This window comes from Candidatus Arsenophonus triatominarum, assembly GCF_001640365.1.
GTDB classification, from domain to species: domain Bacteria; phylum Pseudomonadota; class Gammaproteobacteria; order Enterobacterales; family Enterobacteriaceae; genus Arsenophonus; species Arsenophonus triatominarum.
Genome location: NZ_LWMI01000010.1, coordinates 84,136 through 107,485 on the forward strand (window position 1 = coordinate 84,136; position 23,350 = coordinate 107,485).

Consider the following 23,350-nt stretch of genomic DNA (forward strand, 5'->3'; position numbering starts at 1 on the left):
TTTCTATTTAGCCGATAGTTTCATGAAATTAAAATCATTATTTATCAAATATATATAAATAAATTATCACTATCATTCACTATTCACTCACTATAAATTTTAAATTTCAATCCAGCTATTATTCCTATCATCTTGATATTTTGCCGTCATTTCTGCTGATTTATGACCTAGCAATTTACGGGTAAATTCACTGCCTATTTTTTCGGTGTAAAGTCTGGCTGATAAACTCCTGATTTCATGAAAAGAAGGTGGTGATCCTTTCCATACTAATTTTGTTTTATCTCTAAGTTTAGTAAACTCGGTTGATATTTTTACTGTCTTGATTTGTTTTTTATTTTTTATAATAACAAAATCAGCATCATGATTAATGTTTTTCAAAATATCATTTAATTTCATAGACTCAATTCCAATATCAAGTGGAATAGCTATTTTAGTTTCGGTTTTTTGTTGAACAATCCATAACTTTTCATCATGAATATCTTTCCATTTCATTTTTGAAATATCAGAAACACGTTGACCTGTGACTAAAGCCAGTTTCATGGCCTGACTTAACCAATGATGATCGTCGTTTATTAAGTTCAAAATAGTGTTAAAGTCATTGAGGGATAATCTTACCCTTTTTAATTTTAGTTTTTGGTATTTTTGTTAAGTCAGCAGGGTTTAATTGTACCAGACCACTTGCTAATGCTTTTTTAAAGCAATCAATTAATGATCCTCTCAATAATTTTGCCATTGTAGTTTTTCCTGCATAAATAAAGGGGTGAAGAAAATCGGCAACATTTTTTGTTGTTATGTTTTGTATTGGTAGGTAGTGTTCAAAAATCTGTGACATATCTTAAACTCAAAAAAAAGAGGTATGACATATGAGAATCAATCATTTAATTTTGATGAAGCGTTGAAGCAATTACAATCAGGTAAAAATTTACCCGGTAACTCATAAAACAGCTGACCGAAGCTGCCCTGCAGGCAGAAATAGAACACTACCTATCGACAAGGTCAATCGATACGCGTAAAAATGGCTATACTCGAAAAACGGTTAAATTGTAGTGGCATACTAAATTTGGCCACCTAAGTTGAGGTGATATGCTTACCTCATAATTTTTATAGGTGCCGAAATGAGTAAAATAATTACTGCTGAATTTAAATGTGAAACCGCCAAATTAGTCCTTGACCAAAATTACACCTACCAGGAAGCCGCGAAAGGCATGAACGTCAGTCTTTCAGCGATTAGCCGGTGGGTAAGAGCCCTTCGTTTAGAACGTCAAGGGAAAACATCGCCTGGTCTGCCATTAACACCTGAACAAATTGAGTTCAGAGAAATGAAGAAAAAAATCCACCGGCTGAAAATGGAGAATGACATCTTAAAAAAGGCTACTGCGCTCTTAATGTCCGACTCACTGAAAAATTTTCGGTAGTTGAAAAGCTAAGAGTGCTTTATCCGGTGAAAACTTTGTGTCGTATTTTTAATGTTCACCGAAGCAGTTATCGCTATTGGTGTCGGCCTAAGGAGCCAGATATTGAGCGGACGATAAAACGTAGCCTAGTCAGCGAAGCGTGGAACGTTAGTGGCGGCTCTGCTGGCGCAAGGACTATCGCCACGATGGTTACCAATACACACAACGTGAAACTTGGGCGGTGGTTAGCGGGTAAGTTGATGAAAGAATTAATCATCGTCAGTTGCCAAGAGCGAAAACATAAATACAACCGCGGTGGAAATGAACGTATTGATATTCCAAATCTGCTCAATAGGCAGTTCGCTGTTACAAAGCCTGACCAGGTTTGGTGCGGCGATGTAACCTATATTTGGACAGGCTCACGATGGGCCTATCTGGCTGTGGTATAGCTAGGCGACTTAATTTTGATTACAGCATATGTATTAAAAACAGGTCATCGATAGTGCATCCTGTTTCCATCTTTTTACGTTTAGCTTGAGACCATTTATGTTCTATAGGATTTAAATCTGGTGAATACACAGGCAAATATTCTATCTGGTGTCCTGCGTTTATAATTGCCTGTTCAATATTCTTACCTTTGTGAAAGCTAGCGTTGTCCATAAAAATAACAGAATTTTCAGGAAGTTCTGGGAGCAATATTTTTGTGATCCAAACATAAAAAACATCACGATTAATATTGCAATCAAATAATCCGATAGCAAAAAGGGTTGTTCCCAATAAAGCGCCAATAACATTTGTTCTTCCCTTAGCACCCCAGTTTTTCAGGCCAAAACAACGGTGACCTTTTGGGGAATAGCCGTGAGTTCGTGGAGTGTCATGTGAAAAACCACTTTCATCAATAAAAACAACAGATTTATCTTTTTTTTCATACTGTTGTCTTTTTTGCTGATGTGCCAGCCTGTCGCTTTCGTTGGTTTTTGGATGGAATAGAGTTTTTTTTATAGGTTAATCCCAGCTTTTTAAGGGATTGCCAAATAGTCTTTTTACAAACACCGAATCGCTCTGCCCGTTCCTTTTGGTAAGCATCTGGATACTGTTCCACATCTTTTGCTAAAGCATTTTTATCGAGCTTCCTCTTACGTGGCGTTGAATTTTTTGGCTCTGGTCGTTTAAGCCAACGTACTAAAGACGCTTTTCCAATACGGAATTGTTTCGCAGTTTCTCGAATTGTTAAACCTTCGGCTTTCCTTACAGATATTACTTTACGTCGAAAATCAATTGTATAACTCATAACACACCTTGTAATCAAAATTAAGTCGCCTAGCTATATAAGACCTCACTGGTATAACGGTGGATTAACGCCAAACGAATCAGAGCGACTGTTCCGTGAACAGTCAGGTAGGGTGGCCAATTTTAGTTGACCACTACACCCTTGATGAACTGGAAACGAAATGGGGTGAAAAATACCCGATAGTGCTAGAATCCTGGCGAAGTAAATGGGAGTTGCTCAGTGCTTATTTTCGATACCCTAAAGCCATTAGAAAACCCATTTATATGACCAATGCAGTAGAGGCGGTTCATCGGCAGTTTAGGAAATTAACTAAAACCAAAGGGGCTTTTCCTAATGAAAACAGATTATTAAAATTACTCTATATTGGCATCAATCAGGTATCCAACAAATGGACTATGCCGATTAGTAACTGGGCGTTAACCATTGCTCAATTGTCCATCTATTTTAAAGGGCGCCTAGATGGTATAATCAAAATATAAAATCCCCTGACACAGAATTATGAACACCCTCACGTTAGTCAATTTTACTTATATACTAGTGAAGGAAAGCAAGTAATAATGAATATAAATATCAGACAAATTATGTTAAAAAATTTCCTTGGTAATTCCCCTGAATGGTACAAATTGACCATTATTTTCTTCTTGATAATCAACCCGCTGTGCTTTTTTTTCGTTAACCCTTTTATTGCCGGTTGGTTATTGATTGCTGAATTTATTTTTACCCTTGCCATGGCGCTAAAATGCTACCCACTACAGCCTGGCGGATTACTTGCTATTGAAGCGGTAGTAATTGGGATGACTACACCGCAACAAGTAAGTCATGAAATTGCTAATAACATTGAAGTGATATTGCTATTGATTTTTATGGTTGCAGGTATTTATTTCATGAAACAATTGCTGTTATTTGCTTTCACAAAATTATTACTGTCAATACATTCTAAACGTGTACTCTCACTGGCTTTCTGCCTAGCAAGCGCTTTCCTTTCCGCCTTTTTAGACGCGCTAACAGTTATTGCCGTTGTGATAAGTGTAGCCGTTGGTTTTTATTCTATTTATCATAGCTATGTATCCAGCCAGAAAGCGCTTCTTCCGCCGGAAAATAACGCTGACATGACCGAAAAAGGCCAGATCCTTGAACAATTTCGGGCTTTTTTACGTAGTCTAATGATGCACGCCGGCATTGGCACTGCATTAGGTGGCGTAATGACAATGGTTGGTGAGCCACAAAATTTAATTATTGCTAAATATGTTGGCTGGAATTTTAGTAATTTTTTCTTACATATGATCCCGGTGACGTTACCGGTATTTGTCTGCGGCTTAATTATTTGCTATTGCGTCGAACGTTTTAAATTATTTGGTTACGGCGCTGAATTACCTGAAAGTGTCCACCATATTCTGCAAATCCACGATAAAAAAGCCAGCAGAGAACGGGATCGGCGAGAAAAATTGCAACTAATAAGTCAAGCATTAGTAGGCGTTTGGTTAATTATTGCTTTAGCTTTCCATCTTGCAGAAGTCGGCTTAATTGGTTTATCTGTAATAATCTTAATAACCTCATTTTGCGGCATCACTGATGAGCACACCATTGGCAAAGCATTTGAAGAAGCTTTACCCTTTACCTCCTTATTAACGGTATTTTTCTCAATTGTAGCAGTCATTATCGATCAACATCTTTTTACGCCATTTATTCAATTTGTATTACAGTCTTCAGAATCATCGCAACTTGTTTTATTTTATTTATTCAATGGGTTACTTTCTGCAATTTCAGACAATGTTTTTGTGGGCACCGTCTATATAAATGAAGCGATGAGTGCGTTAAAAGCGGGATTAATATCACGTCAACAATATGAATATCTGGCAGTTGCCATTAATACGGGGACTAATTTACCTTCAGTCGCAACGCCAAACGGTCAAGCTGCTTTTCTGTTTTTATTAACTTCAGCGCTTTCACCACTTATTCGCCTTTCATATGGTCGAATGGTTATCATGGCTTTACCTTATACTATTGTTATGACGTTAGTCGGTTTACTAGCCATAGAACTATGGTTGATCCCGGTAACAGGGTGGTTCGCTTCATTAGGCTTGATAAATATAGCTAAATAACTTTTTATTAATAATGCCATTATTTATTTGAAAATAATAGCATTCCCCTGTCATTTAAAACAAAAACTATCGGCTAAATAGAAACTCATAAAAAATAAAATATCTAAACATCAATCAATTACAAAAATATCGCTCATTTAATATACGCATTTACACGCGAAAACAAGCAATTTCACTCACTATAAATCAATTACTTACAGCTCATAGTGAATTCTAGTTTTACCTAATTTTGACTGAAATCTCAGTTTAAATTCATCCTCTTTTTTAATTCCCAAATAACCCTAATCATTCGTTTATCTACAGAGAAATAATTATGTCTAAATTAGTCACAATTCAAAAACTGTAGTAGCTCAGACTTGATCTGAGAGTTACCGGTTATTTATACAGTACCTGTCAGGTTAAATTTGATTTAAATCTTTCTCTCTCCAAAGTTGTTTTCCATCGTGTAAAGTTGCCATAGGAGTTCGACCGCAACACATTTTTCCTTGATGAGTGCGTTGGTTATTATATTCCGCTAACCATTTATCTAAATCAGCTTGTAATTCATTTAAAGCCCTATAGATTTTCTTACGAAAAGCCACCTGATAGAACTCTTGTAATACAGTTTTATGAAAGCGTTCACAAATCCCATTAGTTTGAGGTGAACGAGCTTTAGTTTTTGTATGATCAATATCATTGATAGCGAGATAAAGTTGATAATCGTGATGTTCAACTTTACCACAATACTCACTGCCTCTGTCCGTCAGTATACGTAACACCGGTAACCCATGCTGGGAATAAAAAGGGAGAACCTTGTCATTTAATAAATCTGCCGCCGTTATAGCGCTTTTTGTTGTGTAAAGCTTACAATGAACGACTTTACTGTAAGTATCAATGTAAGTTTGTTGATAAACACGACCAACGCCTTTTAAATGACCGACATAAAAAGTATCTTGTGAACCCAGATAACCTGGATGCGCTGTTTCAATCTCACCACAGGCTTCATCATCTTGCGCTTTCTTTTCTAGAGCACTGATTTGTGATTCTGACAGGATAATTCCTTCTGTTGCGATTTTATCTTCAAGCGCTTTTAGGCGTTTTGTAAAATTTTCGAGATTATGGCGCAGCCAAATAGAGCGAACGCCACTCCCCGAAACAAAAATGCCTTTTTTTCTTAGTTCATTACTACTGCGGTGTTGACCGTGTGCAGGGTATTCAATCGCATACTCGACTACAGCGCTTTCAATCTGTTCATCTACTCTATTTTTTACGTTAGGCACCCGTCGATTTTGATTAATTAAAGCGTCTATCCCACCATCGTTAACAAGTTCCTGGTAGCGATAAAACGTATCTCGGGATACCCCCATAATCTTACAGGCTTTTGAGACGTTATTAAGCTCTTCAGCGAGGTTAAGTAACCCGACTTTATGTTTGATGATAGGATTATTTGTTTGATACATAGAATTACCTTTTATTTAATTATCTAATGATGTTAATTAAAACCGGTAACGCTCTTTTTTAAATCAGAATTGTCGGATTAAGTTAAGACTAATATATTTGATTTAAATCTTTCTCTCTCCAAAGTTGTTTTCCATCGTGTAAAGTTGCCATAGGAGTTCGACCGCAACACATTTTTCCTTGATGAGTGCGTTGGTTATTATATTCCGCTAACCATTTATCTAAATCAGCTTGTAATTCATCTAAAGCCCTATAGATTTTCTTACGAAAAGCCACCTGATAGAACTCTTGTAATACAGTTTTATGAAAGCGTTCACAAATCCCATTAGTTTGAGATGAACGAGCTTTAGTTTTTGTATGATCAATATCATTGATAGCGAGATAAAGTTGATAATCGTGATGTTCAACTTTACCACAATACTTACTGCCTCTGTCCGTCAGTATACGTAACACTGGTAACCCATGCTGGGAATAAAAAGGGAGAACCTTGTCATTTAATAAATCTGCCGCCGTTATCGCGCTTTTTGTTGTGTAAAGCTTACAATAAGCGTGTTGCTTAATAGTGAAATAAGGGTATTTTTCGGTGATTGGAAGTAAATTTTAGGCTGTTCTGAGATGGAAATTCCAAAGACCGGCACTAAGGAGTAAAAAGGTATCATCATCCGTAAAATTTGGGTCATACAACCGAGGCGCTTGATACCCGCGATGGCGTGTTCAACCGTAATACGGATGCCCGAGATTATTTTATTTTCTTGTTTTTGTTCAGGCGATAAAGGTCTTTTTCGAGTTCCTTTTTTTGGGATTTGTGTATTAGGATGCTGTTTATCTATACCTTGAAAACCGGTATCGGCCCAGATGGTTACCTCAGGGGGAATATGGCGAATTATATCGACTTTATCGAGTAAGCGTTTATCGTGACGGCGCCCATTTTTGATCATGGGGATAAATCCAATTTTCCTCGTTTCGTCAGTCATAATAAGCCCTTTTCGAGTGGTCTGTCTTTTCTTTCCCGAATACATTTTTTTTCGCCGACGCAGATTCTTAGGCTTTTGGACAGGTCGCTCTGTCCCATCAATAAAGACGTCTTTAACTCCAGGAAAGGCGCGAAAAAATTCCTCAGCAGAGCGAATTTGACGAGCGGGCAAAACACATTCTCGCCCCAAGGTCATCTCTAAAACCGGCAATAATATTTTTACCCAGCGACATACCCGTGTTCTATCTAAACCAAAAAGAAGTCCTTGCAAATCATAGGTCGGATAACATTTTAAATACAATAAAATAAAAAGCAGTTTATCTAATGGGGTTGGGATAAATCCTTTCTGCCCTGCACCCATCTGCCGCTCGTGATCTTTTCGATTCTTTTTCCGATAAATCAAATAACAAGCTGAAAATTCAGCGGCTAAATTTTTCAATTCTTCGACTGATAATCCAATGATTGCTTTACATAAACGATTATCTCGTAACAACCGCTCTTTGTTGATCATTTCAAACCGTTATTTTCTAAGTTAAACCTCTTTTTATTGTCTATAGCGTGACAAAAAATGCAAGTCTCTATTCAGCAACTATTTTAATGAACGACTTTACTGTAAGTATCAATGTAAGTTTGTTGATAAACACGACTAACGCCTTTTAAATGACCGACATAAAAAGTATCTTGTGAACCCAGATAACCTGGATGCGCTGTTTCAATCTCACCACAGGCTTCATCATCTTGCGCTTTCTTTTCTAGAGCACTGATTTGTGATTCTGACAGGATAATTCCTTCTGTTGCGATTTTATCTTCAAGCGCTTTTAGGCGTTTTGTAAAATTTTCGAGATTATGACGCAGCCAAATAGAGCGAACGCCACTCCCCGAAACAAAAATGCCTTTTTTTCTTAGTTCATTACTACTGCGGTGTTGACCGTGTGCAGGGTATTCAATGGCATACTCAACTACAGCGCTTTCAATCTGTTCATCTACTCTATTTTTTACGTTAGGCACCCATCGATTTTGATTAATTAAAGCGTCTATCCCACCATCGTTAACAAGTTCCTGGTAGCGATAAAACGTATCTCGGGATACCCCCATAATCTTACAGGCTTTTGAGACGTTATTAAGCTCTTCAGCGAGGTTAAGTAACCCGACTTTATGTTTGATGATAGGATTATTTGTTTGATACATAGAATTACCTTTTATTTAATTATCTAATGATGTTATAGCTAGGCGACTTAATTTTGATTACAAGGTGTGTTATGAGTTATACAATTGATTTTCGACGTAAAGTAATATCTGTAAGGAAAGCCGAAGGTTTAACAATTCGAGAAACTGCGAAACAATTCCGTATTGGAAAAGCGTCTTTAGTACGTTGGCTTAAACGACCAGAGCCAAAAAATTCAACGCCACGTAAGAGGAAGCTCGATAAAAATGCTTTAGCAAAAGATGTGGAACAGTATCCAGATGCTTACCAAAAGGAACGGGCAGAGCGATTCGGTGTTTGTAAAAAGACTATTTGGCAATCCCTTAAAAAGCTGGGATTAACCTATAAAAAAAAAACTCTATTCCATCCAAAAACCAACGAAAGCGACAGGCTGGCACATCAGCAAAAAAGACAACAGTATGAAAAAAAAGATAAATCTGTTGTTTTTATTGATGAAAGTGGTTTTTCACATGACACTCCACGAACTCACGGCTATTCCCCAAAAGGTCACCGTTGTTTTGGCCTGAAAAACTGGGGTGCTAAGGGAAGAACAAATGTTATTGGCGCTTTATTGGGAACAACCCTTTTTGCTATCGGATTATTTGATTGCAATATTAATCGTGATGTTTTTTATGTTTGGATCACAAAAATATTGCTCCCAGAACTTCCTGAAAATTCTGTTATTTTTATGGACAACGCTAGCTTTCACAAAGGTAAGAATATTGAACAGGCAATTATAAACGCAGGACACCAGATAGAATATTTGCCTGTGTATTCACCAGATTTAAATCCTATAGAACATAAATGGTCTCAAGCTAAACGTAAAAAGATGGAAACAGGATGCACTATCGATGACCTGTTTTTAATACATATGCTGTAATCAAAATTAAGTCGCCTAGCTATAATTAAAACCGGTAACGCTCTTTTTTAAATCAGAATTGTCAGATTAAGTTAAGACTAATACAAAATATTTAAATCAAATTTAACCTGACAGGTACTGTATAAATAACCGGTAACTGTCAGATCAAGTCTGAGCTACTACAAAGTAAATTAACTAAACCTATGCCAGCAATAACATCATGTTCATTACCTGAATATTGATAATGGACCATCTCTATTTTTTTACTACGTGTTTTGGCAATCAATGTATCATCGGCAATTGGTACGCAAGGGCTTTTTTGTCTATAGAAGGTTTAACTAATCGCCATAAGTCTTTAGGTCGAAAACATCTACTTTTTAGCCATCGGCTAACAGTGTCATGAGATAAAAGCGATGGGCTTACTTCTGATAACGCCAAACCAGAGTATCTTACACTGCTTACTTGTAAGAATGTTTTATAGATATTTTTAATGCATGGATAACCGGACAAAATATGAACACCCTAATTTTTTCTTGTTTTTAAATTTATACTTCTTTTTTGGAGATTGCGAAACTCGTGATTAAAAGAACGATTTCCTAATTAACGACAAATCGCATTAAGTCTTTATGGTCAGATTAGTATTTCTTAATAACTCGGCTACCTCAAACTTTTTCATTCTGATATTATCTCGTTTTATTAATGGCAAAAATTTGTTTTAGGTAGAGAAAAAAATGATTATTAGAGCGCAAAGTCCGGCTAATTTTGCAGAAGAGTATATTGTTGAAAGTATTTGGAATAACCATTTTCCGCCGGGTTCAATTTTACCCGCTGAGCGTGAGCTATCGGAGTTAATTGGGGTAACGAGAACAACATTACGAGAAGTTTTACAGCGGCTTGCCAGAGACGGTTGGCTAACTATTCAACATGGAAAACCAACTAAAGTAAACAATTTTTGGGAAACCTCAGGACTTAATATTTTAGAAACGGTGGTGCGGTTAGATCACAGTGGAGCACCAAAACTGATTGAAGATTTGTTATCTGTTAGAACCAATATTTCAGCTATTTTTATTCGAACTGCCTTTCGTAAAAGTAAATCAAAATCATTAGAGATATTATCAATAAGAGAGAATATAGAAGATTGTTCTGAAGCATTTTGTACAGTTGATTATAATATTTTTCGTGGACTCGCATTTGTCTCTGGTAATCCTATCTATGGCTTAATCCTAAATGGTTTGAAAGGATTATATACCCGCGTTGGCTGTTACTATTTTTCTGATCCTAAGGCGCGTCAGCTTGCTTGCTGTTTCTACCATGATTTAGCCAAAATATGTGAACAAGAAAACAATGATCTGGTGCTAGATCGGGTTCGTAGTTATGGCAAAGATAGTGGTAATATTTGGAGTGAGATGAAAGATAAAGACAATATGATAAATAATTTGTCTGAATTACGTTAAACTCGTTGCTAGTTAATGCGCTATCAGCCTATTTTTATTCCCTCATCAAAAGTGAGGGCGTTAATTGAGATAGCGGTTATTAGTGTAAAATGCTAATAAACTTTAACAATTTTGATTATTATTTCTGCATAAAAATCGCAAAGCTATAACATTACGTCTTGCATCTTGTTGCTACGCACACCTAAGGTTAATGACATGCGGGCAGGTTTTTCACTTGCTGGTTGCATTGGCTGGCTAATATGGGCTGTTTCTAGACATAGCATTTTTTTGTAACCATCGCTGGTTATATCTTTTATGGTACTGGATAGTTCAGCGCCCGGGTTCCAACATACTATGTCGCTATGATGGTAATGGTGTATTTATAAAATACGTTGCCAATTTTTATCATACACCAAGGTGGCAGGCTCAGTACCATAATATTCAAATTCAATTTCGCAGGTCGCTGCTAGTTTTAAGCGCATTATTAAGGTAAATTCATGTGGCCATACCTTTTTTGTCATTTCATTATCAGAAAGTGTTAGGGTGAGCGATCAGGCCAAACCATGGCCAGCAGATAGGAATTCCGCCGCGGATAGCGGTATTTTTTCGAAATAGACTATTTTTCTCAACCATAAACAAACAGGCTTCTTCCCCCTCGGGCTGTCAGCTAAGTAGCTGTGCTCCCTGCAGACTGACTGCGGCACTCACTTAAGATGAAAAACAATAATGACTGGAAGTTCATCGAGCTGTCGAAGCGTAATATAGGATGAAATTGTCACGAGTTTCGCACAGGCATATAAAATTCCAGAAATGGCTTAAAAGCAATGGTTAATTTGCAAGTTACTAAAACGTATAAATTTGTTTAAATTACAATAAGTTGCTTTTTATTTATAAGATTTTGTCTATTTATATATTATGCTGAATTAAACTTAAAAATAGAGCGTTTTTTTATTGGTGCGAAACTCGTGATATCGTTGGATTATATGCCAGAATGAAAAAAGCCGCCATTGATGGCGGCGCGGCTTGAAGCGAGTAATTACGCTATTTATTTAGCAATATGGGCAATTAAATCTAAAACTTTATTTGAATAACCGGTTTCATTATCGTACCAGGCTACTAATTTTACAAAACTGTCGTTTAAGGCAATACCTGCTTTAGCATCAAAAATTGATGTTAGTTTGTCGCCATTAAAGTCTGTGGAAACAACATCATCTTCAGTGTAACCAAGAATGCCTTTTAATTCACCATTTGCTGCCTGTTGGATCGCCTGGCAAATTTCTATATAAGTGGCAGGTTTATTCAAACGAACGGTTAAGTCAACAACTGAGACATTCGGGGTTGGAACACGGAAAGCCATACCGGTTAATTTGCCGTTCAATTCAGGAATAACCTTACCGACAGCTTTAGCGGCGCCGGTTGATGAAGGAATGATGTTTTGTGAAGCACCACGTCCACCACGCCAATCTTTAGCTGAAGGTCCATCAACGGTTTTTTGCGTGGCAGTCGTTGCATGGACGGTGGTCATCAGACCTTCAATGATACCAAATTTATCATTGATAACTTTCGCTAACGGGGCTAAGCAGTTTGTGGTACAAGAGGCATTAGAAACAATATCTTGACCACTATAGGTGCTATGATTAACGCCCATCACAAACATTGCGGTATCATCTTTAGAGGGACCAGTTAAAACGACTTTTTTAGCGCCCGCCGCAATATGTTTGCGTGCTGTTTCATCAGTTAAGAAAATACCTGTTGCTTCCGCAATCACATCGACACCAACTTCATTCCATTTCAAGTTAGCAGGATCTTTTTCTGCCGTGCAGCGAATAGTTTTACCATTAACCACCAGGTGACCATCTTTAACTTCGACAGTACCGTTGAAGCGGCCATGGGTTGAGTCATATTTCAGCATATAGGCCATATAATTGGCATCTAATAAATCATTGATTGCTACGATTTCGATATCTTTACGCTCTTGGGCAGCACGAAAAACAATACGGCCAATACGACCGAAACCATTAATACCTACTTTGATAGTCATAGTATTTCCACCAGCTAGCTATATTTTATTTAATTTAAAAGAATTCAATATTGTTTCTATCGTTACCAAAACCTTGCCATCCGTCAAGCGGAATAATGTCAATTACCAGAAAAATTGACATATAAAGCACCTTTTGTATGTTTGCCAACAAGCTTAAGGTCAATGTTTTGATTCACTATTATCGTTTTGGATAAGGAGATTTAAAGTGAATATTGCTAATATATGTGAATTATATCACAAATCAGACTAAAAAGACCCTGTTTACCGGGTTAAAAATAATTGAGATGGTTTAGTGTTAACTTTTGCTCATCATATGAATATAATTACTTTTACTAGAAAATAAGGAAAGCTTTCTTACTGACTGAAAAAGAACATAAACGCATTAAGTCAAATAAACTTAATAAAATGCAACATCATGTCACTCAAGAAGCCGGAACAGAGCCACCTTTTTCAGGTAAATTATTACATAATCAACGAGAAGGTATTTATTACTGTCTCTGTTGCCATGCGCCGCTTTTTCTATCACAAACAAAATTTTATACTGGCTGTGGTTGGCCAAGTTTTTATCAACCGAGTTAATGATCAAGCCGTCAGTTATGTTGATGATTTTTCCCACGGTATGCAGCGGATAGAAGTGCGTTGCCGTCACTGTAACGCACATTTAGGCCATGTTTTGCCGATGGCCCCCAACCGACTGGGCAACGTTATTGTATTAATTCTGTTGCATTAAGTTTTACTGTTCAACAATCTGGCGAAGTAACTGAGGGTTAAGTAAGGTTTACACGACGATAAAAATAGAGAAGGGATGAAATATGGAACTTAATGATCTGGTTAATTTGATGACAGTCGACATTTATCAACGATTGCTGACTGCCGTTGAGTTGGGGAAGTGGCCTGATGGTGTTGCGTTAACGCCCGAGCAAAAAGAAAACACGAGTTTCGCACCAATAAAAAAACACTCTATTTTTAAGTTTAATTCAGCATAATATATAAATAGACAAAATCTTATAAATAAAAAGCAACTTATTGTAATTTAAACAAATTTATACGTTTTAGTAACTTGCAAATTAACCATTGCTTTTAAGCCATTTCTGGAATTTTATATGCCTGTGCGAAACTCGTGGAAAATAGTCTGCAAGCTATTATGCTTTGGCAGGCTAGGCATAATCATGATGCTCAGCATATGACGGTGGGCACCAATGGGAATATCATTTTGAAAACAAAAGATGAGCTAAAGCGATTGTTTGATAGTGAACAGCAGCACTAACCAAAATTTATTCGATGTTAATAATAGATTGCTCGTCCTTAGCTAAGAGTATGAGTTACAATCATAGATTGCGTGAGCAAATCAGAAGATGTTATTAATTTAGCACCAGCTAATACCATTTCTTGTAATGCGTTATGACTATCTTCTGGATGAAGATTAACGCCCCTACAACCATCTTGGATAACCGTTACTTGATAACCTAGTTGCACTGCATCAAGGACGGTAAATTTTACGCAGTAATCTGTTGCTAACCCCATAATGTATAGATATTTGATTTGTTTTTCTGTTAGCCAACGATCTAACTGAGTTGCATGTTGATGATCATTATCAAAAAAAGCACTATAACTATCAATTGTGGCATTCACCCCTTTTTGAAAAATTGCCTGGATGGCTGACTGATTAAGTGCTGGATGGAATTGTGCTCCTTTCTGATGTTGTACACAATGAACTGGCCACCAAATTTGGTGTAGGCCATTAAGTTTCCCCTCTGTGCCTACCTGAGTTCCTGAGTTGACAGCAAAACTTAAGTGATCAGCAGGATGCCAATCCTGGCTGGCAATAATAACGATATTTTGTTGCTGGCAGTAGGTGATAACATTATTAGCTATACTAATAACATTTTCACTATCTAATACTTCCAGGGCGCCCCCTTTACAAAAGTCATTTTGCAGATCGACCAGCAATAATGCAGTATTAGTCATTATGTTGTCCTTAATAATTGTCACTATAGCTAAGTTCACCGCGCAAATTTTTTTGCATCAGCGTACGAATATCATTTGAAGATAAGGATTGACTAAGTAAATAATGAAGCTTGGTAAGGGTTGCCCCAAAAGTCATATCATAACCACTAATAACACCAACTTTGGCTAATACATGCCCGGTTGCATACCCATTCATGTTAACTCGTCTAGAGAGGCATTGTGTCAAATTAATGACGATAATATCTTGTTGACAGGCCTTTTCAAGGCATTTTAACAACTCAGCTTGAGAAGGCGCATTACCAACACCGTAAGAACGAAGAATAAGTGCTTTGGTGGGTTGCAATAAGATGTTTTCGATACTTTGTACTGAAATCCCAGGATAAATAGTAACAACCCCAATGGGTTGAGGTGTGATTTTATGGCTGCTGAAATTGCCGTCATTTTTTGGCAATGGACAGCTTTGTAAACAACGGATATGAATACCCGCATCAATCAATGGTGGACAATTAGGAGAAGTAAAGGCATCAAAACCATCAGCATGTGATTTGACGGTACGGTTACCCCTAAATAATTTGTTATTAAAAAACAGCGTCACTTCATTGATAGGGTAATTTGCCGCCAAGCAGAAGGCATTAAGAAGATTAGTTTGGCCATCTGATCTTAACGCTTCCAGTGGTATTTGTGACCCTGTCACGATAATCGGCTTATCTAGGTTATCAAACATAAATGAGAGTGCAGATGCGGTAAATGCCATCGTATCGGTACCATGTAGAATAACAAAACCATCATAGTTTTCATAATTATCACTAATATCATCCGCAATGCACTGCCAATCTTGTGGTGTCATATTAGCGGAATCAATTAAAGGATTATGTTCCCGAATAGTGAAATTTGGCATTTCAGCCCGATGAAATTCTAGCATGCTGGTCAGTTGTTTTTGTAGGTGCCCTGAAGCTGGTACGTATCCATGGGTGGAATATTGCATGCCAATAGTGCCGCCTGTGTAAACGACATAGATGGATTTTTTTTCCATTCTCTTTACCTAACGAAATAAGTGAAAATTGATAAATTTAAAGAATTATAAAGTAGTTAGCTAATAAAATCTGTGGGATATTAATATAAATGGGCGCTAGAGTTGAACAATGTGATGGCTATTTATTAATAAACTTCACCCAATTTAAACAAAATACGTAGCGATTTTGTGGATCATTCATACACTGCACGAGTTTCGCACAAACCTAATTTGGGTATACTAATAACCCCCTGATCTGCTCAGCAATAGCATTTTTGATTACGTCCCAATTTTGTTGATAAAGGGTTATTTTTTCAGATATACGGCGTTTATGTTGTTCAAACCACGCAGAAATAGCGAGAAAAATATGATTTCTTTGCGCTCGGCTCGTGCGAGCCTGACAGCGTTCAATACCACAATTTTGTTTAACTTCTCGATGATAAACTTCAACAGACCAACGGGCATCCATGATATAGCTAGGCGACTTAATTTTGATTACAGCATATGTATTAAAAACAGGTCATCGATAGTGCATCCTGTTTCCATCTTTTTACGTTTAGCTTGAGACCATTTATGTTCTATAGGATTTAAATCTGGTGAATACACAGGCAAATATTCTATCTGGTGTCCTGCGTTTATAATTGCCTGTTCAATATTCTTACCTTTGTGAAAGCTAGCGTTGTCCATAAAAATAACAGAATTTTCAGGAAGTTCTGGGAGCAATATTTTTGTGATCCAAACATAAAAAACATCACGATTAATATTGCAATCAAATAATCCGATAGCAAACAGGGTTGTTCCCAATAAAGCGCCAATAACATTTGTTCTTCCCTTAGCACCCCAGTTTTTCAGGCCAAAACAACGGTGACCTTTTGGGGAATAGCCGTGAGTTCGTGGAGTGTCATGTGAAAAACCACTTTCATCAATAAAAACAACAGATTTATCTTTTTTTTCATACTGTTGTCTTTTTTGCTGATGTGCCAGCCTGTCGCTTTCGTTGGTTTTTGGATGGAATAGAGTTTTTTTTATAGGTTAATCCCAGCTTTTTAAGGGATTGCCAAATAGTCTTTTTACAAACACCGAATCGCTCTGCCCGTTCCTTTTGGTAAGCATCTGGATACTGTTCCACATCTTTTGCTAAAGCATTTTTATCGAGCTTCCTCTTACGTGGCGTTGAATTTTTTGGCTCTGGTCGTTTAAGCCAACGTACTAAAGACGCTTTTCCAATACGGAATTGTTTCGCAGTTTCTCGAATTGTTAAACCTTCGGCTTTCCTTACAGATATTACTTTACGTCGAAAATCAATTGTATAACTCATAACACACCTTGTAATCAAAATTAAGTCGCCTAGCTATAGATTTGACGTATTGACGGGTGGGATTGTCTTTGTTTGTTACTCTGTAATCAATACGGCCGTTTTTGGCTATAAATTTGAAAACTGTCACCCAACCGTAGCCTCTTAAGTGTATTGGAGTTCCTTCTTCTGAGATGTCTAACTTGTTCAGTTGTTTGTTATGGTTAACAATCCTGTTTTCCTCAGCGTGGTTACCCAGACCCAACCATGAGATCGAATTGATTTCAGATTATCCAGGCTAGAATACCAAGCATCCATCACTACCGCTTCTGCTATGATCCCTCTTTTTTTAGCAAGTGCGAGCATTTCGGAAAAGTGCGTGTTTTTTGTTTTTCCATCAGAATCTTTATAGTAAATACGATAATCAATAGGAATTGATTCAACAGTTGTTAGATTATGCCAACGTAAATTAACTAAACCTATGCCAGCAATAACATCATGTTCGTTACCTGAATACTGATAATGAACCATCTCTATTTTTTTACTACGTGTTTTGGCAATTAGTGTATCGTCAGCTATTAGTACCCAAGGGCTTTTTTTGTCTATAGAAGGTTGAACTAATCGCCATAGGTCTTTAGGTCGAAAACATCTACTTTTTAGCCATCGGCTAACAGTGTCATGAGATAAAGGCGATGGGCTTACTTCTGATAATGCCAAACCAGAGTATCTTACACTGCTTACTTGTAAGAATGTTTTATAGATATTTTTAATGCATGGATAACCGGACAAAATATGAACACCCTAATTTTTTCTTGTTTTTTAAATTTATACTTCTTTTTTGGAGATTGCGAAACTCGTGTAGTTGCATTTTAGTCACCCCGCCGGCTGTGGTTGAAAAATGAATATGCGGATGCCATTTTTGGTCTCGTCCCCAGGTATGGATGGCAGTGAAAACGCCCGGGGTGACATTGAGGTCACGGCAGATGGTTAATATCACATCAGCGGCTAATCGATTCATTTCACCGAGAAGCCAACGGTTGGCGCGAATAATAGGCCAATATTCACAAGGCATGGTAGAAGTGATGTGCTGCCAAGGAGCTTCGGGTAACCAAGCTAGCGTATTGTTAATCCATTAAGCGTGTTGCTTAATAGTGAAATAAGGGTATTTCGGTGATTGAAGTAAATTTTAGGCTGTTCTGAGATGGAAATTCCAAAGACCGGCACTAAGGAGTAAAAAGGTATCATCAATAAAGGGTCTACGATTCCGTAAAATTTGGGTCATACAACCGAGGCGCTTGATACCCGCGATGGCGTGTTCAACCGTAATACGGATGCCCGAGATTATTTTATTTTCTTGTTTTTGTTCAGGCGATAAAGGTCTTTTTCGAGTTCCTTTTTTTGGGATTTGTGTATTAGGATGCTGTTTATCTATACCTTGAAAACCGGTATCGGCCCAGATGGTTACCTCAGGGGGAATATGGCGAATTATATCGACTTTATCGAGTAAGCGTTTATCGTGACGGCGCCCATTTTTGATCATGGGGATAAATCCAATTTTCCTCGTTTCGTCAGTCATAATAAGCCCTTTTCGAGTGGTCTGTCTTTTCTTTCCCGAATACATTTTTTTTCGCCGACGCAGATTCTTAGGCTTTTGGACAGGTCGCTCTGTCCCATCAATAAAGACGTCTTTAACTCCAGGAAAGGCGCGAAAAAATTCCTCAGCAGAGCGAATTTGACGAGCGGGCAAAACACATTCTCGCCCCAAGGTCATCTCTAAAACCGGCAATAATATTTTTACCCAGCGACATACCCGTGTTCTATCTAAACCAAAAAGAAGTCCTTGCAAATCATAGGTCGGATAACATTTTAAATACAATAAAATAAAAAGCAGTTTATCTAATGGGGTTGGGATAAATCCTTTCTGCCCTGCACCCATCTGCCGCTCGTGATCTTTTCGATTCTTTTTCCGATAAATCAAATAACAAGCTGAAAATTCAGCGGCTAAATTTTTCAATTCTTCGACTGATAATCCAATGATTGCTTTACATAAACGATTATCTCGTAACAACCGCTCTTTGTTGATCATTTCAAACCGTTATTTTCTAAGTTAAACCTCTTTTTATTGTCTATAGCGTGACAAAAAATGCAACTCTCTATTCAGCAACTATTTTAATGAATGGCATCGAGCCAGACAAAAGGATAGAGCGCCTCCAGAGTGCGTTGTTGCCAGGCTTTTAATTCAGGGAGTAATTTGTCAGTAATATGCGTAATAGCTCCATCTGATATTTCCAGTCCATATAATTCTGCAACATGTTTTTGAATATCACGATAACTCATGCCTAATGCAAATAACGATAGGATTTTGTTATCAATATCCTCTGATAATTTTGTCTGATTTTTCTTAATGAGCTGAGGCTCAAAAGCACCTGACCTGTCTCTGGGCGTTTTCAGTTCAAATTGACCTGATGTCGATTTAACCGTTTTTCGAGTATAGCCATTTTTACGCGTATCGATTGACGTTGTCGATAGGTAGTGTTCTATTTCTGCCTGCAGGGCAGCTTCGGTCAGCTGTTTTATGAGTGGTGTGAGTATTCCATCCGTACCGAGTAAATTTTTACCTGATTGTAATTGCTTCAACGCTTCCTCAAAATTAAATGATTGATTTCTCATATGTCATACCTCTTTTTTTTTGAGTTTAAGATATGACACAGATTTTTGAACACTACCCGGTCGAACTCCTATGGCAACTTTACACGATGGAAAACAACTTTGGAGAGAGAAAGATTTAAATCAAATTTAACCTGACAGGTACTGTATAAATAACAGGTAACTGTCAGATCAAGTCTGATCTACTACATTTAAGCAAACATTTATATTAGGAACTCCAAAATTTAATCCTACAATGAAAAGTTCTTCACCGGATATAAAGGATTTTGTGACTTATTTTTAAAGGAAAAAATATGCCATCGGAAATCAAATTAACCCAATTTAGTCACGGGGCGGGTTGCGGTTGTAAAATTGCGCCAAATATATTGGAGACCATTTTATACACGAGTTTCGCACCGACAAATAAACAAGTTATTTTTAAGTTCAATTCAACATAATATATAATTCGCAAAAATTGCTAATTCAAATATAACTTATTGAAATAAATATATATTTTATATTATTTAGTATCTTGCGGATAAAACATTATTTTAGCTATTTTTAGAACTTTATATGTCTGTGCGAAACTCTTGTTATATAGTGAACGTAAAAAATTTAATGATCCTCGTTTGCTGGTTGGTAACGAGACCAACGATGACGCTGCTGTTTATGATCTTGGCAATGGCGTAGGGATTATTAGTACCACAGATTTTTTTATGCCAATAGTGGATTCTCCGATTGATTTTGGGCATATTGCTGCCACTAATGCAATTAGTGATATTTATGCGATGGGCGGTAAACCCATTATGGCGATTGCGATATTAGGTTGGCCCATTAATAAAATCCCAGCTGAGATAGCTCAGCAAGTGATTGAAGGGGGGCGGATGGTTTGTCAGGATGCTGGCATATCACTTGCCGGTGGTCATTCGATCGATGCGCCAGAACCGATATTTGGTCTTGCCGTGACAGGTGTTATTAATGCCGCTAAAGTAAAAAAGAATAGTACTGCAGTTGCGGGTAGCCAATTATTTTTAACTAAACCATTGGGAATTGGTATTCACACAACGGCAGAAAAGAAAAAGTTATTGTTACCTGAACATCAAGGGTTAGCGACTCAGATTATGTGTTAATTACACGAGTTTCGCACAGGAATATAAAATTCCAGAAATGGCTTAAAAGCAATGGTTAATTTGCAAGTTACTAAAACGTATAAATTTGTTTAAATTACAATAAGTTGCTTTTAATTTATAAGATTTTGTCTATTTATATATTATGCTGAATTAAACTTTAAAATAGAGCGTTTTTTTATTGGTGCGAAACTTGTGTCAGGCTCAGAATTGGCAAATATTGAAGGGGTTACTGCGATGACCGATGTAACCAGTTTTGGTTTGTTAGGCCATTTAACTGAAATCTGTCGGGCGGCTGATTTACAGGCGACGGTGGCTTTTTCGCAAATAGCTAAATTACCTCATATTGAAAGTTATATTGAGCAAGGGTGTGTACCAGGTGGAACCCAACGTAATTTTGCCAGTTACGGCCATTTTTTAGGCCAGATGACACCGTTACAACGCAATATATTATGGTGATCTGCGGACCTCAGAAGGATTATTAATGGCGGTTTTACCAACAGCATTGCTGAAGTCAAACAAATTGCCTGGCAAAATAATTTATCTTCTAGCGCAATCGGTCAATTAGAGCAATCTAAATTTGGCAGAGCGATGATTGAGGTAGTTGAATAACCTATGAGTCGTCTATTTATTGCAGAAAAGCCCAGTTTAGCGCGTGCTATAGCTGATGTTTTACCAAAGCCACATAAACGACAAGATGGTTTTATTGTGTGTGGTGATTCGCAATATGTGACTTGGTGTATTGGTCATTTATTGGAGCAAGCTGAACCTGAAGCTTACGATCCTCGTTTAGCACGTTGGTCATTAACTGATTTACCGATCATTCCTGAAAAATGGCAATTAAAGCCTCGGGCTGCAGTTATTAAGCAACTTAATACTATTAAAGCGCTATTAGCTCAGGCCGATGAGGTTGTGCATGCGGGAGATCCCGATCGCGAAGGGCAATTGCTGGTGGATGAAGTGTTAAATTTTTTAGCCTTACCCGATGATAAAATGCAGTCTGTTCAGCGCTGTTTAATTAGCGATCTTAATCCTCAAGCGGTAGTTAAGGCCATAGAACGGTTAAGAAGTAATCGAGATTTTATTCCACTTTGTGTTTCTGCATTGGCTCGAGCCAGAGCAGATTGGTTGTATGGCATAAATATGACGCGGGCTTATACTTTGCTTGGCCAGAGAGGGGGGTATCAAGGGGTATTATCTGTTGGCCGAGTTCAAACGCCAGTATTGGGATTGGTGGTTAGAAGAGATGAAGAGATTGAACATTTTGTTGCTAAAGATTTTTTTGAAGTAAAAGCACATATAATCACGCCGAATAAAGAACGTTTTACCGCTATCTGGCAGCCAAGTGAAGCCTGCATTGATTATCAGGATGAAGAAGGGCGTCTGATTCATCGCCCCTTAGCCGAGCATGTTGCTGCACGAATTACGCAGCAACCGGCCTTGGTTGTTGCCTATCAAAATAAACAAGAATCAGAAATTGCGCCCTTACCTTATTCTTTGTCGGCTTTGCAAATTGAAGCCGCTAAAAAACATGGCTTAAGTGCCAAGGAAGTTCTTGACATATGCCAACAATTATATGAAAAACATAAAGTTATTACTTATCCTCGTTCCGATAGTCGTTACTTACCGCAAGAGCATTTTGCCAATCGTCATGGGGTATTAAAAGCTATTGCTATACATCAGCCAGAACTTAAACAATTTGAATTGGCTGAATTAGATAAGCAAAATCGCTGTTGGGATGATAAAAAAGTTGATGTACATCATGCAATTATTCCTACCGCTAAAGCAACAGCGGTGGAGCTTAATCAAAACGAAAGCAAAATTTATGCATTGATTGCTGCTCAATATATTATCCAATTTATGGCTAGTGCAAAATTTCATAAACGGGTTATTGAACTGGAGATCGCAGGTGGAAAATTTATCGCCAGAGCTCGCTTTTTGGTCGAACCTGGTTGGCGGGCAATTTTAAGTACTAAGGAACGGGATGCGGATAATGATGGTATGCCACTCCCTGAGGTAAAGGTAAAAGATGAGTTATTTTGCGAGCAGGGTGAAGTAATAGAAAAGCAGACTCAGCCACCAAAACCCTTTACTGATGCCACTTTGTTGTCGGCTATGACCGGTATTGCCCGTTTTGTGCAAGATAAGGCGCTGAAAAAGGTATTGCGAGCAACGGATGGTTTAGGTACAGAAGCGACCCGAGCGGGTATTATAGAACTATTATTTAAACGTAAATTTTTAGTTAAAAAAGGCCGTTATATCCATGCTGCGCCAGCAGGCATCGCCTTATATAAAGTTTTACCGCTGGTGGCAGTATTGCCTGATATGACTGCTCACTGGGAGTCTAAATTAACCCAAATCAGTGAAAAACAGTTTCGTTATCAGGATTTTATGTCACCATTGGCAGATACATTGAAAATGTTAATCCAACAAGCAAAACAACAAACTGATTTAACCATATTCCGTACGATATCGGTCATCGAAGAGAAAACGGAGAAAAAGTTATCAGTAAAGAAAGAAGAGAGCTAGTCAAAAAAGGCAATCAAATGATAGCTAAGCGTAAAATAGT

At 37.6% G+C, this 23,350-nt stretch carries 18 protein-coding genes and 15 pseudogenes; 13 read left to right on the forward strand and 20 right to left on the reverse strand.

The window, feature by feature from the left end:
* Positions 1-99 precede the first annotated feature (99 nt).
* On the reverse strand, positions 100-582 hold the full coding sequence (locus AYJ55_RS08645; RefSeq protein ID WP_074167989.1) for a tyrosine-type recombinase/integrase: 483 nt from the start codon (positions 580-582) through the stop codon (positions 100-102).
* Between the two features lie 13 nt (positions 583-595).
* Positions 596-832, reverse strand: a complete 237-nt coding sequence (locus tag AYJ55_RS25470; protein ID WP_074167990.1) for a phage integrase central domain-containing protein — start codon at positions 830-832, stop codon at positions 596-598.
* Between the two features lie 24 nt (positions 833-856).
* On the opposite strand from AYJ55_RS25470, the pseudogene AYJ55_RS32880 reads away from it, so the two are divergent.
* A pseudogene (locus AYJ55_RS32880) lies at positions 857-1,041 on the forward strand (IS256 family transposase); the annotation flags it as partial.
* A gap of 74 nt (positions 1,042-1,115) precedes the next feature.
* Positions 1,116-1,840, forward strand: a pseudogene (locus AYJ55_RS32885) (IS3 family transposase); the annotation flags it as partial.
* Positions 1,841-1,862: 22 nt separating this feature from the next.
* Here AYJ55_RS32885 and AYJ55_RS08660 read toward each other — a convergent pair.
* Both AYJ55_RS08660 and AYJ55_RS08665 read right to left on the reverse strand, forming a co-directional pair.
* Entirely contained in the window at positions 1,863-2,396 is a 534-nt protein-coding gene (locus AYJ55_RS08660) for an IS630 family transposase (protein WP_162505291.1), read from the reverse strand.
* Entirely contained in the window at positions 2,320-2,685 is a 366-nt protein-coding gene (locus AYJ55_RS08665; protein ID WP_063653415.1) for an IS630 transposase-related protein, read from the reverse strand. Before AYJ55_RS08665 ends, AYJ55_RS08660 begins: the two co-directional genes overlap by 77 nt.
* Positions 2,686-2,825: 140 nt before the next feature.
* On the opposite strand from AYJ55_RS08665, the pseudogene AYJ55_RS08670 reads away from it, so the two are divergent.
* Positions 2,826-3,164 (forward strand): annotated as a pseudogene (locus AYJ55_RS08670) (transposase); the annotation flags it as partial.
* Between the two features lie 78 nt (positions 3,165-3,242).
* Positions 3,243-4,787, forward strand: a complete 1,545-nt coding sequence (gene nhaB, locus AYJ55_RS08675; RefSeq protein WP_063655595.1) for a sodium/proton antiporter NhaB — start codon at positions 3,243-3,245, stop codon at positions 4,785-4,787.
* A 398-nt stretch (positions 4,788-5,185) separates the two neighbouring features.
* On the opposite strand, the gene AYJ55_RS08680 is transcribed toward nhaB, so the two are convergent.
* From AYJ55_RS08680 to AYJ55_RS08695, 4 genes and pseudogenes are all read right to left on the reverse strand, one after another.
* Positions 5,186-6,226: an IS481 family transposase gene (locus tag AYJ55_RS08680; protein ID WP_063654070.1), complete on the reverse strand. Its 1,041-nt coding sequence runs from the start codon at positions 6,224-6,226 to the stop codon at positions 5,186-5,188.
* A gap of 88 nt (positions 6,227-6,314) precedes the next feature.
* A pseudogene (locus AYJ55_RS08685) lies at positions 6,315-6,773 on the reverse strand (integrase core domain-containing protein); the annotation flags it as partial.
* A complete protein-coding gene (locus AYJ55_RS08690; protein WP_063655598.1) occupies positions 6,737-7,708 on the reverse strand; it encodes a transposase family protein in 972 nt (323 codons plus the stop codon). The gene AYJ55_RS08690 and the pseudogene AYJ55_RS08685, both read right to left, overlap by 37 nt.
* A 92-nt stretch (positions 7,709-7,800) precedes the next feature.
* A pseudogene (locus AYJ55_RS08695) lies at positions 7,801-8,385 on the reverse strand (helix-turn-helix domain-containing protein); the annotation flags it as partial.
* A 71-nt stretch (positions 8,386-8,456) separates the two neighbouring features.
* Here AYJ55_RS08695 and AYJ55_RS08700 point away from each other — a divergent pair.
* Entirely contained in the window at positions 8,457-9,281 is an 825-nt protein-coding gene (locus AYJ55_RS08700; RefSeq protein ID WP_074167991.1) for an IS630 family transposase, read from the forward strand.
* Positions 9,282-9,447: 166 nt separating this feature from the next.
* Here AYJ55_RS08700 and AYJ55_RS28440 read toward each other — a convergent pair.
* A pseudogene (locus AYJ55_RS28440) lies at positions 9,448-9,770 on the reverse strand (IS701 family transposase); the annotation flags it as partial.
* Positions 9,771-9,991: 221 nt separating this feature from the next.
* Between AYJ55_RS28440 and fadR the strand changes: the two are divergent.
* Entirely contained in the window at positions 9,992-10,714 is a 723-nt protein-coding gene (gene fadR, locus AYJ55_RS08705) for a fatty acid metabolism transcriptional regulator FadR (protein ID WP_063655600.1), read from the forward strand.
* 143 nt (positions 10,715-10,857) lie between these two features.
* Here fadR and AYJ55_RS25475 read toward each other — a convergent pair.
* Both AYJ55_RS25475 and gapA read right to left on the reverse strand, forming a co-directional pair.
* Positions 10,858-11,505: pseudogene (locus tag AYJ55_RS25475) on the reverse strand (hypothetical protein).
* 233 nt (positions 11,506-11,738) lie between these two features.
* Entirely contained in the window at positions 11,739-12,734 is a 996-nt protein-coding gene (gene gapA / locus AYJ55_RS08710; RefSeq protein ID WP_063655602.1) for a glyceraldehyde-3-phosphate dehydrogenase, read from the reverse strand.
* Between the two features lie 405 nt (positions 12,735-13,139).
* On the opposite strand from gapA, the gene AYJ55_RS35785 reads away from it, so the two are divergent.
* The 4 genes and pseudogenes from AYJ55_RS35785 to AYJ55_RS08725 all read left to right on the forward strand — a co-directional run.
* Entirely contained in the window at positions 13,140-13,313 is a 174-nt protein-coding gene (locus AYJ55_RS35785) for a peptide-methionine (R)-S-oxide reductase (RefSeq protein WP_425393784.1), read from the forward strand.
* Positions 13,240-13,505: pseudogene (locus AYJ55_RS08715) on the forward strand (peptide-methionine (R)-S-oxide reductase). Before AYJ55_RS35785 ends, AYJ55_RS08715 begins: the two are co-directional and overlap by 74 nt.
* Before the next feature lie 41 nt (positions 13,506-13,546).
* Positions 13,547-13,669, forward strand: a pseudogene (locus AYJ55_RS08720) (DUF1315 family protein); the annotation flags it as partial.
* Between the two features lie 188 nt (positions 13,670-13,857).
* Positions 13,858-14,001, forward strand: a pseudogene (locus AYJ55_RS08725) (YeaC family protein); the annotation flags it as partial.
* A gap of 38 nt (positions 14,002-14,039) precedes the next feature.
* Here AYJ55_RS08725 and pncA read toward each other — a convergent pair.
* From pncA to AYJ55_RS08770, 9 genes and pseudogenes are all read right to left on the reverse strand, one after another.
* On the reverse strand, positions 14,040-14,702 hold the full coding sequence (gene pncA / locus AYJ55_RS08730) for a bifunctional nicotinamidase/pyrazinamidase (protein WP_162505422.1): 663 nt from the start codon (positions 14,700-14,702) through the stop codon (positions 14,040-14,042).
* A gap of 10 nt (positions 14,703-14,712) precedes the next feature.
* On the reverse strand, positions 14,713-15,735 hold the full coding sequence (gene ansA / locus AYJ55_RS08735; protein WP_063655606.1) for an asparaginase: 1,023 nt from the start codon (positions 15,733-15,735) through the stop codon (positions 14,713-14,715).
* Between the two features lie 205 nt (positions 15,736-15,940).
* Positions 15,941-16,186 (reverse strand): annotated as a pseudogene (locus tag AYJ55_RS08740) (transposase); the annotation flags it as partial.
* A 23-nt stretch (positions 16,187-16,209) separates the two neighbouring features.
* The gene (locus tag AYJ55_RS08745; RefSeq protein ID WP_162505291.1) at positions 16,210-16,743 is read right to left on the reverse strand and encodes an IS630 family transposase; all 534 of its coding nucleotides are present in this window, start codon (positions 16,741-16,743) and stop codon (positions 16,210-16,212) included.
* A complete protein-coding gene (locus AYJ55_RS08750) occupies positions 16,667-17,032 on the reverse strand; it encodes an IS630 transposase-related protein (RefSeq protein WP_063653415.1) in 366 nt (121 codons plus the stop codon). The genes AYJ55_RS08745 and AYJ55_RS08750 overlap by 77 nt, the downstream gene beginning before the upstream one ends.
* 34 nt (positions 17,033-17,066) lie before the next feature.
* Positions 17,067-17,797: pseudogene (locus AYJ55_RS08755) on the reverse strand (IS701 family transposase); the annotation flags it as partial.
* Between the two features lie 52 nt (positions 17,798-17,849).
* Positions 17,850-18,140, reverse strand: a pseudogene (locus AYJ55_RS08760) (transposase); the annotation flags it as partial.
* Positions 18,141-18,194: 54 nt separating this feature from the next.
* Positions 18,195-19,094, reverse strand: coding sequence for a transposase family protein (locus AYJ55_RS08765; protein ID WP_063653812.1), 900 nt, complete (start codon positions 19,092-19,094; stop codon positions 18,195-18,197).
* 86 nt (positions 19,095-19,180) lie between these two features.
* Positions 19,181-19,678, reverse strand: a pseudogene (locus AYJ55_RS08770) (IS256 family transposase); the annotation flags it as partial.
* Between the two features lie 566 nt (positions 19,679-20,244).
* Here AYJ55_RS08770 and selD point away from each other — a divergent pair.
* The 3 genes and pseudogenes from selD to AYJ55_RS08785 form a co-directional block, all read left to right on the forward strand.
* A pseudogene (gene selD / locus AYJ55_RS08775) lies at positions 20,245-20,781 on the forward strand (selenide, water dikinase SelD); the annotation flags it as partial.
* A gap of 210 nt (positions 20,782-20,991) precedes the next feature.
* The gene (locus AYJ55_RS08780; RefSeq protein WP_245677314.1) at positions 20,992-21,240 is read left to right on the forward strand and encodes an AIR synthase-related protein; all 249 of its coding nucleotides are present in this window, start codon (positions 20,992-20,994) and stop codon (positions 21,238-21,240) included.
* 156 nt (positions 21,241-21,396) lie between these two features.
* Complete coding sequence (locus AYJ55_RS08785) at positions 21,397-23,310, forward strand: DNA topoisomerase III (RefSeq protein WP_063655618.1); 1,914 nt, start codon at positions 21,397-21,399, stop codon at positions 23,308-23,310.
* The last annotated feature ends 40 nt before the right edge of the window (positions 23,311-23,350 follow it).

Coding starts and splice junctions, on each gene's coding strand:
- AYJ55_RS25470 (WP_074167990.1), bottom strand. CDS start 832: ATGTCACAGATTTTTGAACACTACCTACCAATACAAAACATAACAACA.
- AYJ55_RS08665 (WP_063653415.1), bottom strand. CDS start 2,685: ATGAGTTATACAATTGATTTTCGACGTAAAGTAATATCTGTAAGGAAA.
- nhaB (WP_063655595.1), top strand. CDS start 3,243: ATGAATATAAATATCAGACAAATTATGTTAAAAAATTTCCTTGGTAAT.
- AYJ55_RS08680 (WP_063654070.1), bottom strand. CDS start 6,226: ATGTATCAAACAAATAATCCTATCATCAAACATAAAGTCGGGTTACTT.
- AYJ55_RS08690 (WP_063655598.1), bottom strand. CDS start 7,708: ATGATCAACAAAGAGCGGTTGTTACGAGATAATCGTTTATGTAAAGCA.
- AYJ55_RS08700 (WP_074167991.1), top strand. CDS start 8,457: ATGAGTTATACAATTGATTTTCGACGTAAAGTAATATCTGTAAGGAAA.
- fadR (WP_063655600.1), top strand. CDS start 9,992: ATGATTATTAGAGCGCAAAGTCCGGCTAATTTTGCAGAAGAGTATATT.
- gapA (WP_063655602.1), bottom strand. CDS start 12,734: ATGACTATCAAAGTAGGTATTAATGGTTTCGGTCGTATTGGCCGTATT.
- AYJ55_RS35785 (WP_425393784.1), top strand. CDS start 13,140: ATGCAACATCATGTCACTCAAGAAGCCGGAACAGAGCCACCTTTTTCA.
- pncA (WP_162505422.1), bottom strand. CDS start 14,702: ATGACTAATACTGCATTATTGCTGGTCGATCTGCAAAATGACTTTTGT.
- ansA (WP_063655606.1), bottom strand. CDS start 15,735: ATGGAAAAAAAATCCATCTATGTCGTTTACACAGGCGGCACTATTGGC.
- AYJ55_RS08750 (WP_063653415.1), bottom strand. CDS start 17,032: ATGAGTTATACAATTGATTTTCGACGTAAAGTAATATCTGTAAGGAAA.
- AYJ55_RS08765 (WP_063653812.1), bottom strand. CDS start 19,094: ATGATCAACAAAGAGCGGTTGTTACGAGATAATCGTTTATGTAAAGCA.
- AYJ55_RS08785 (WP_063655618.1), top strand. CDS start 21,397: ATGAGTCGTCTATTTATTGCAGAAAAGCCCAGTTTAGCGCGTGCTATA.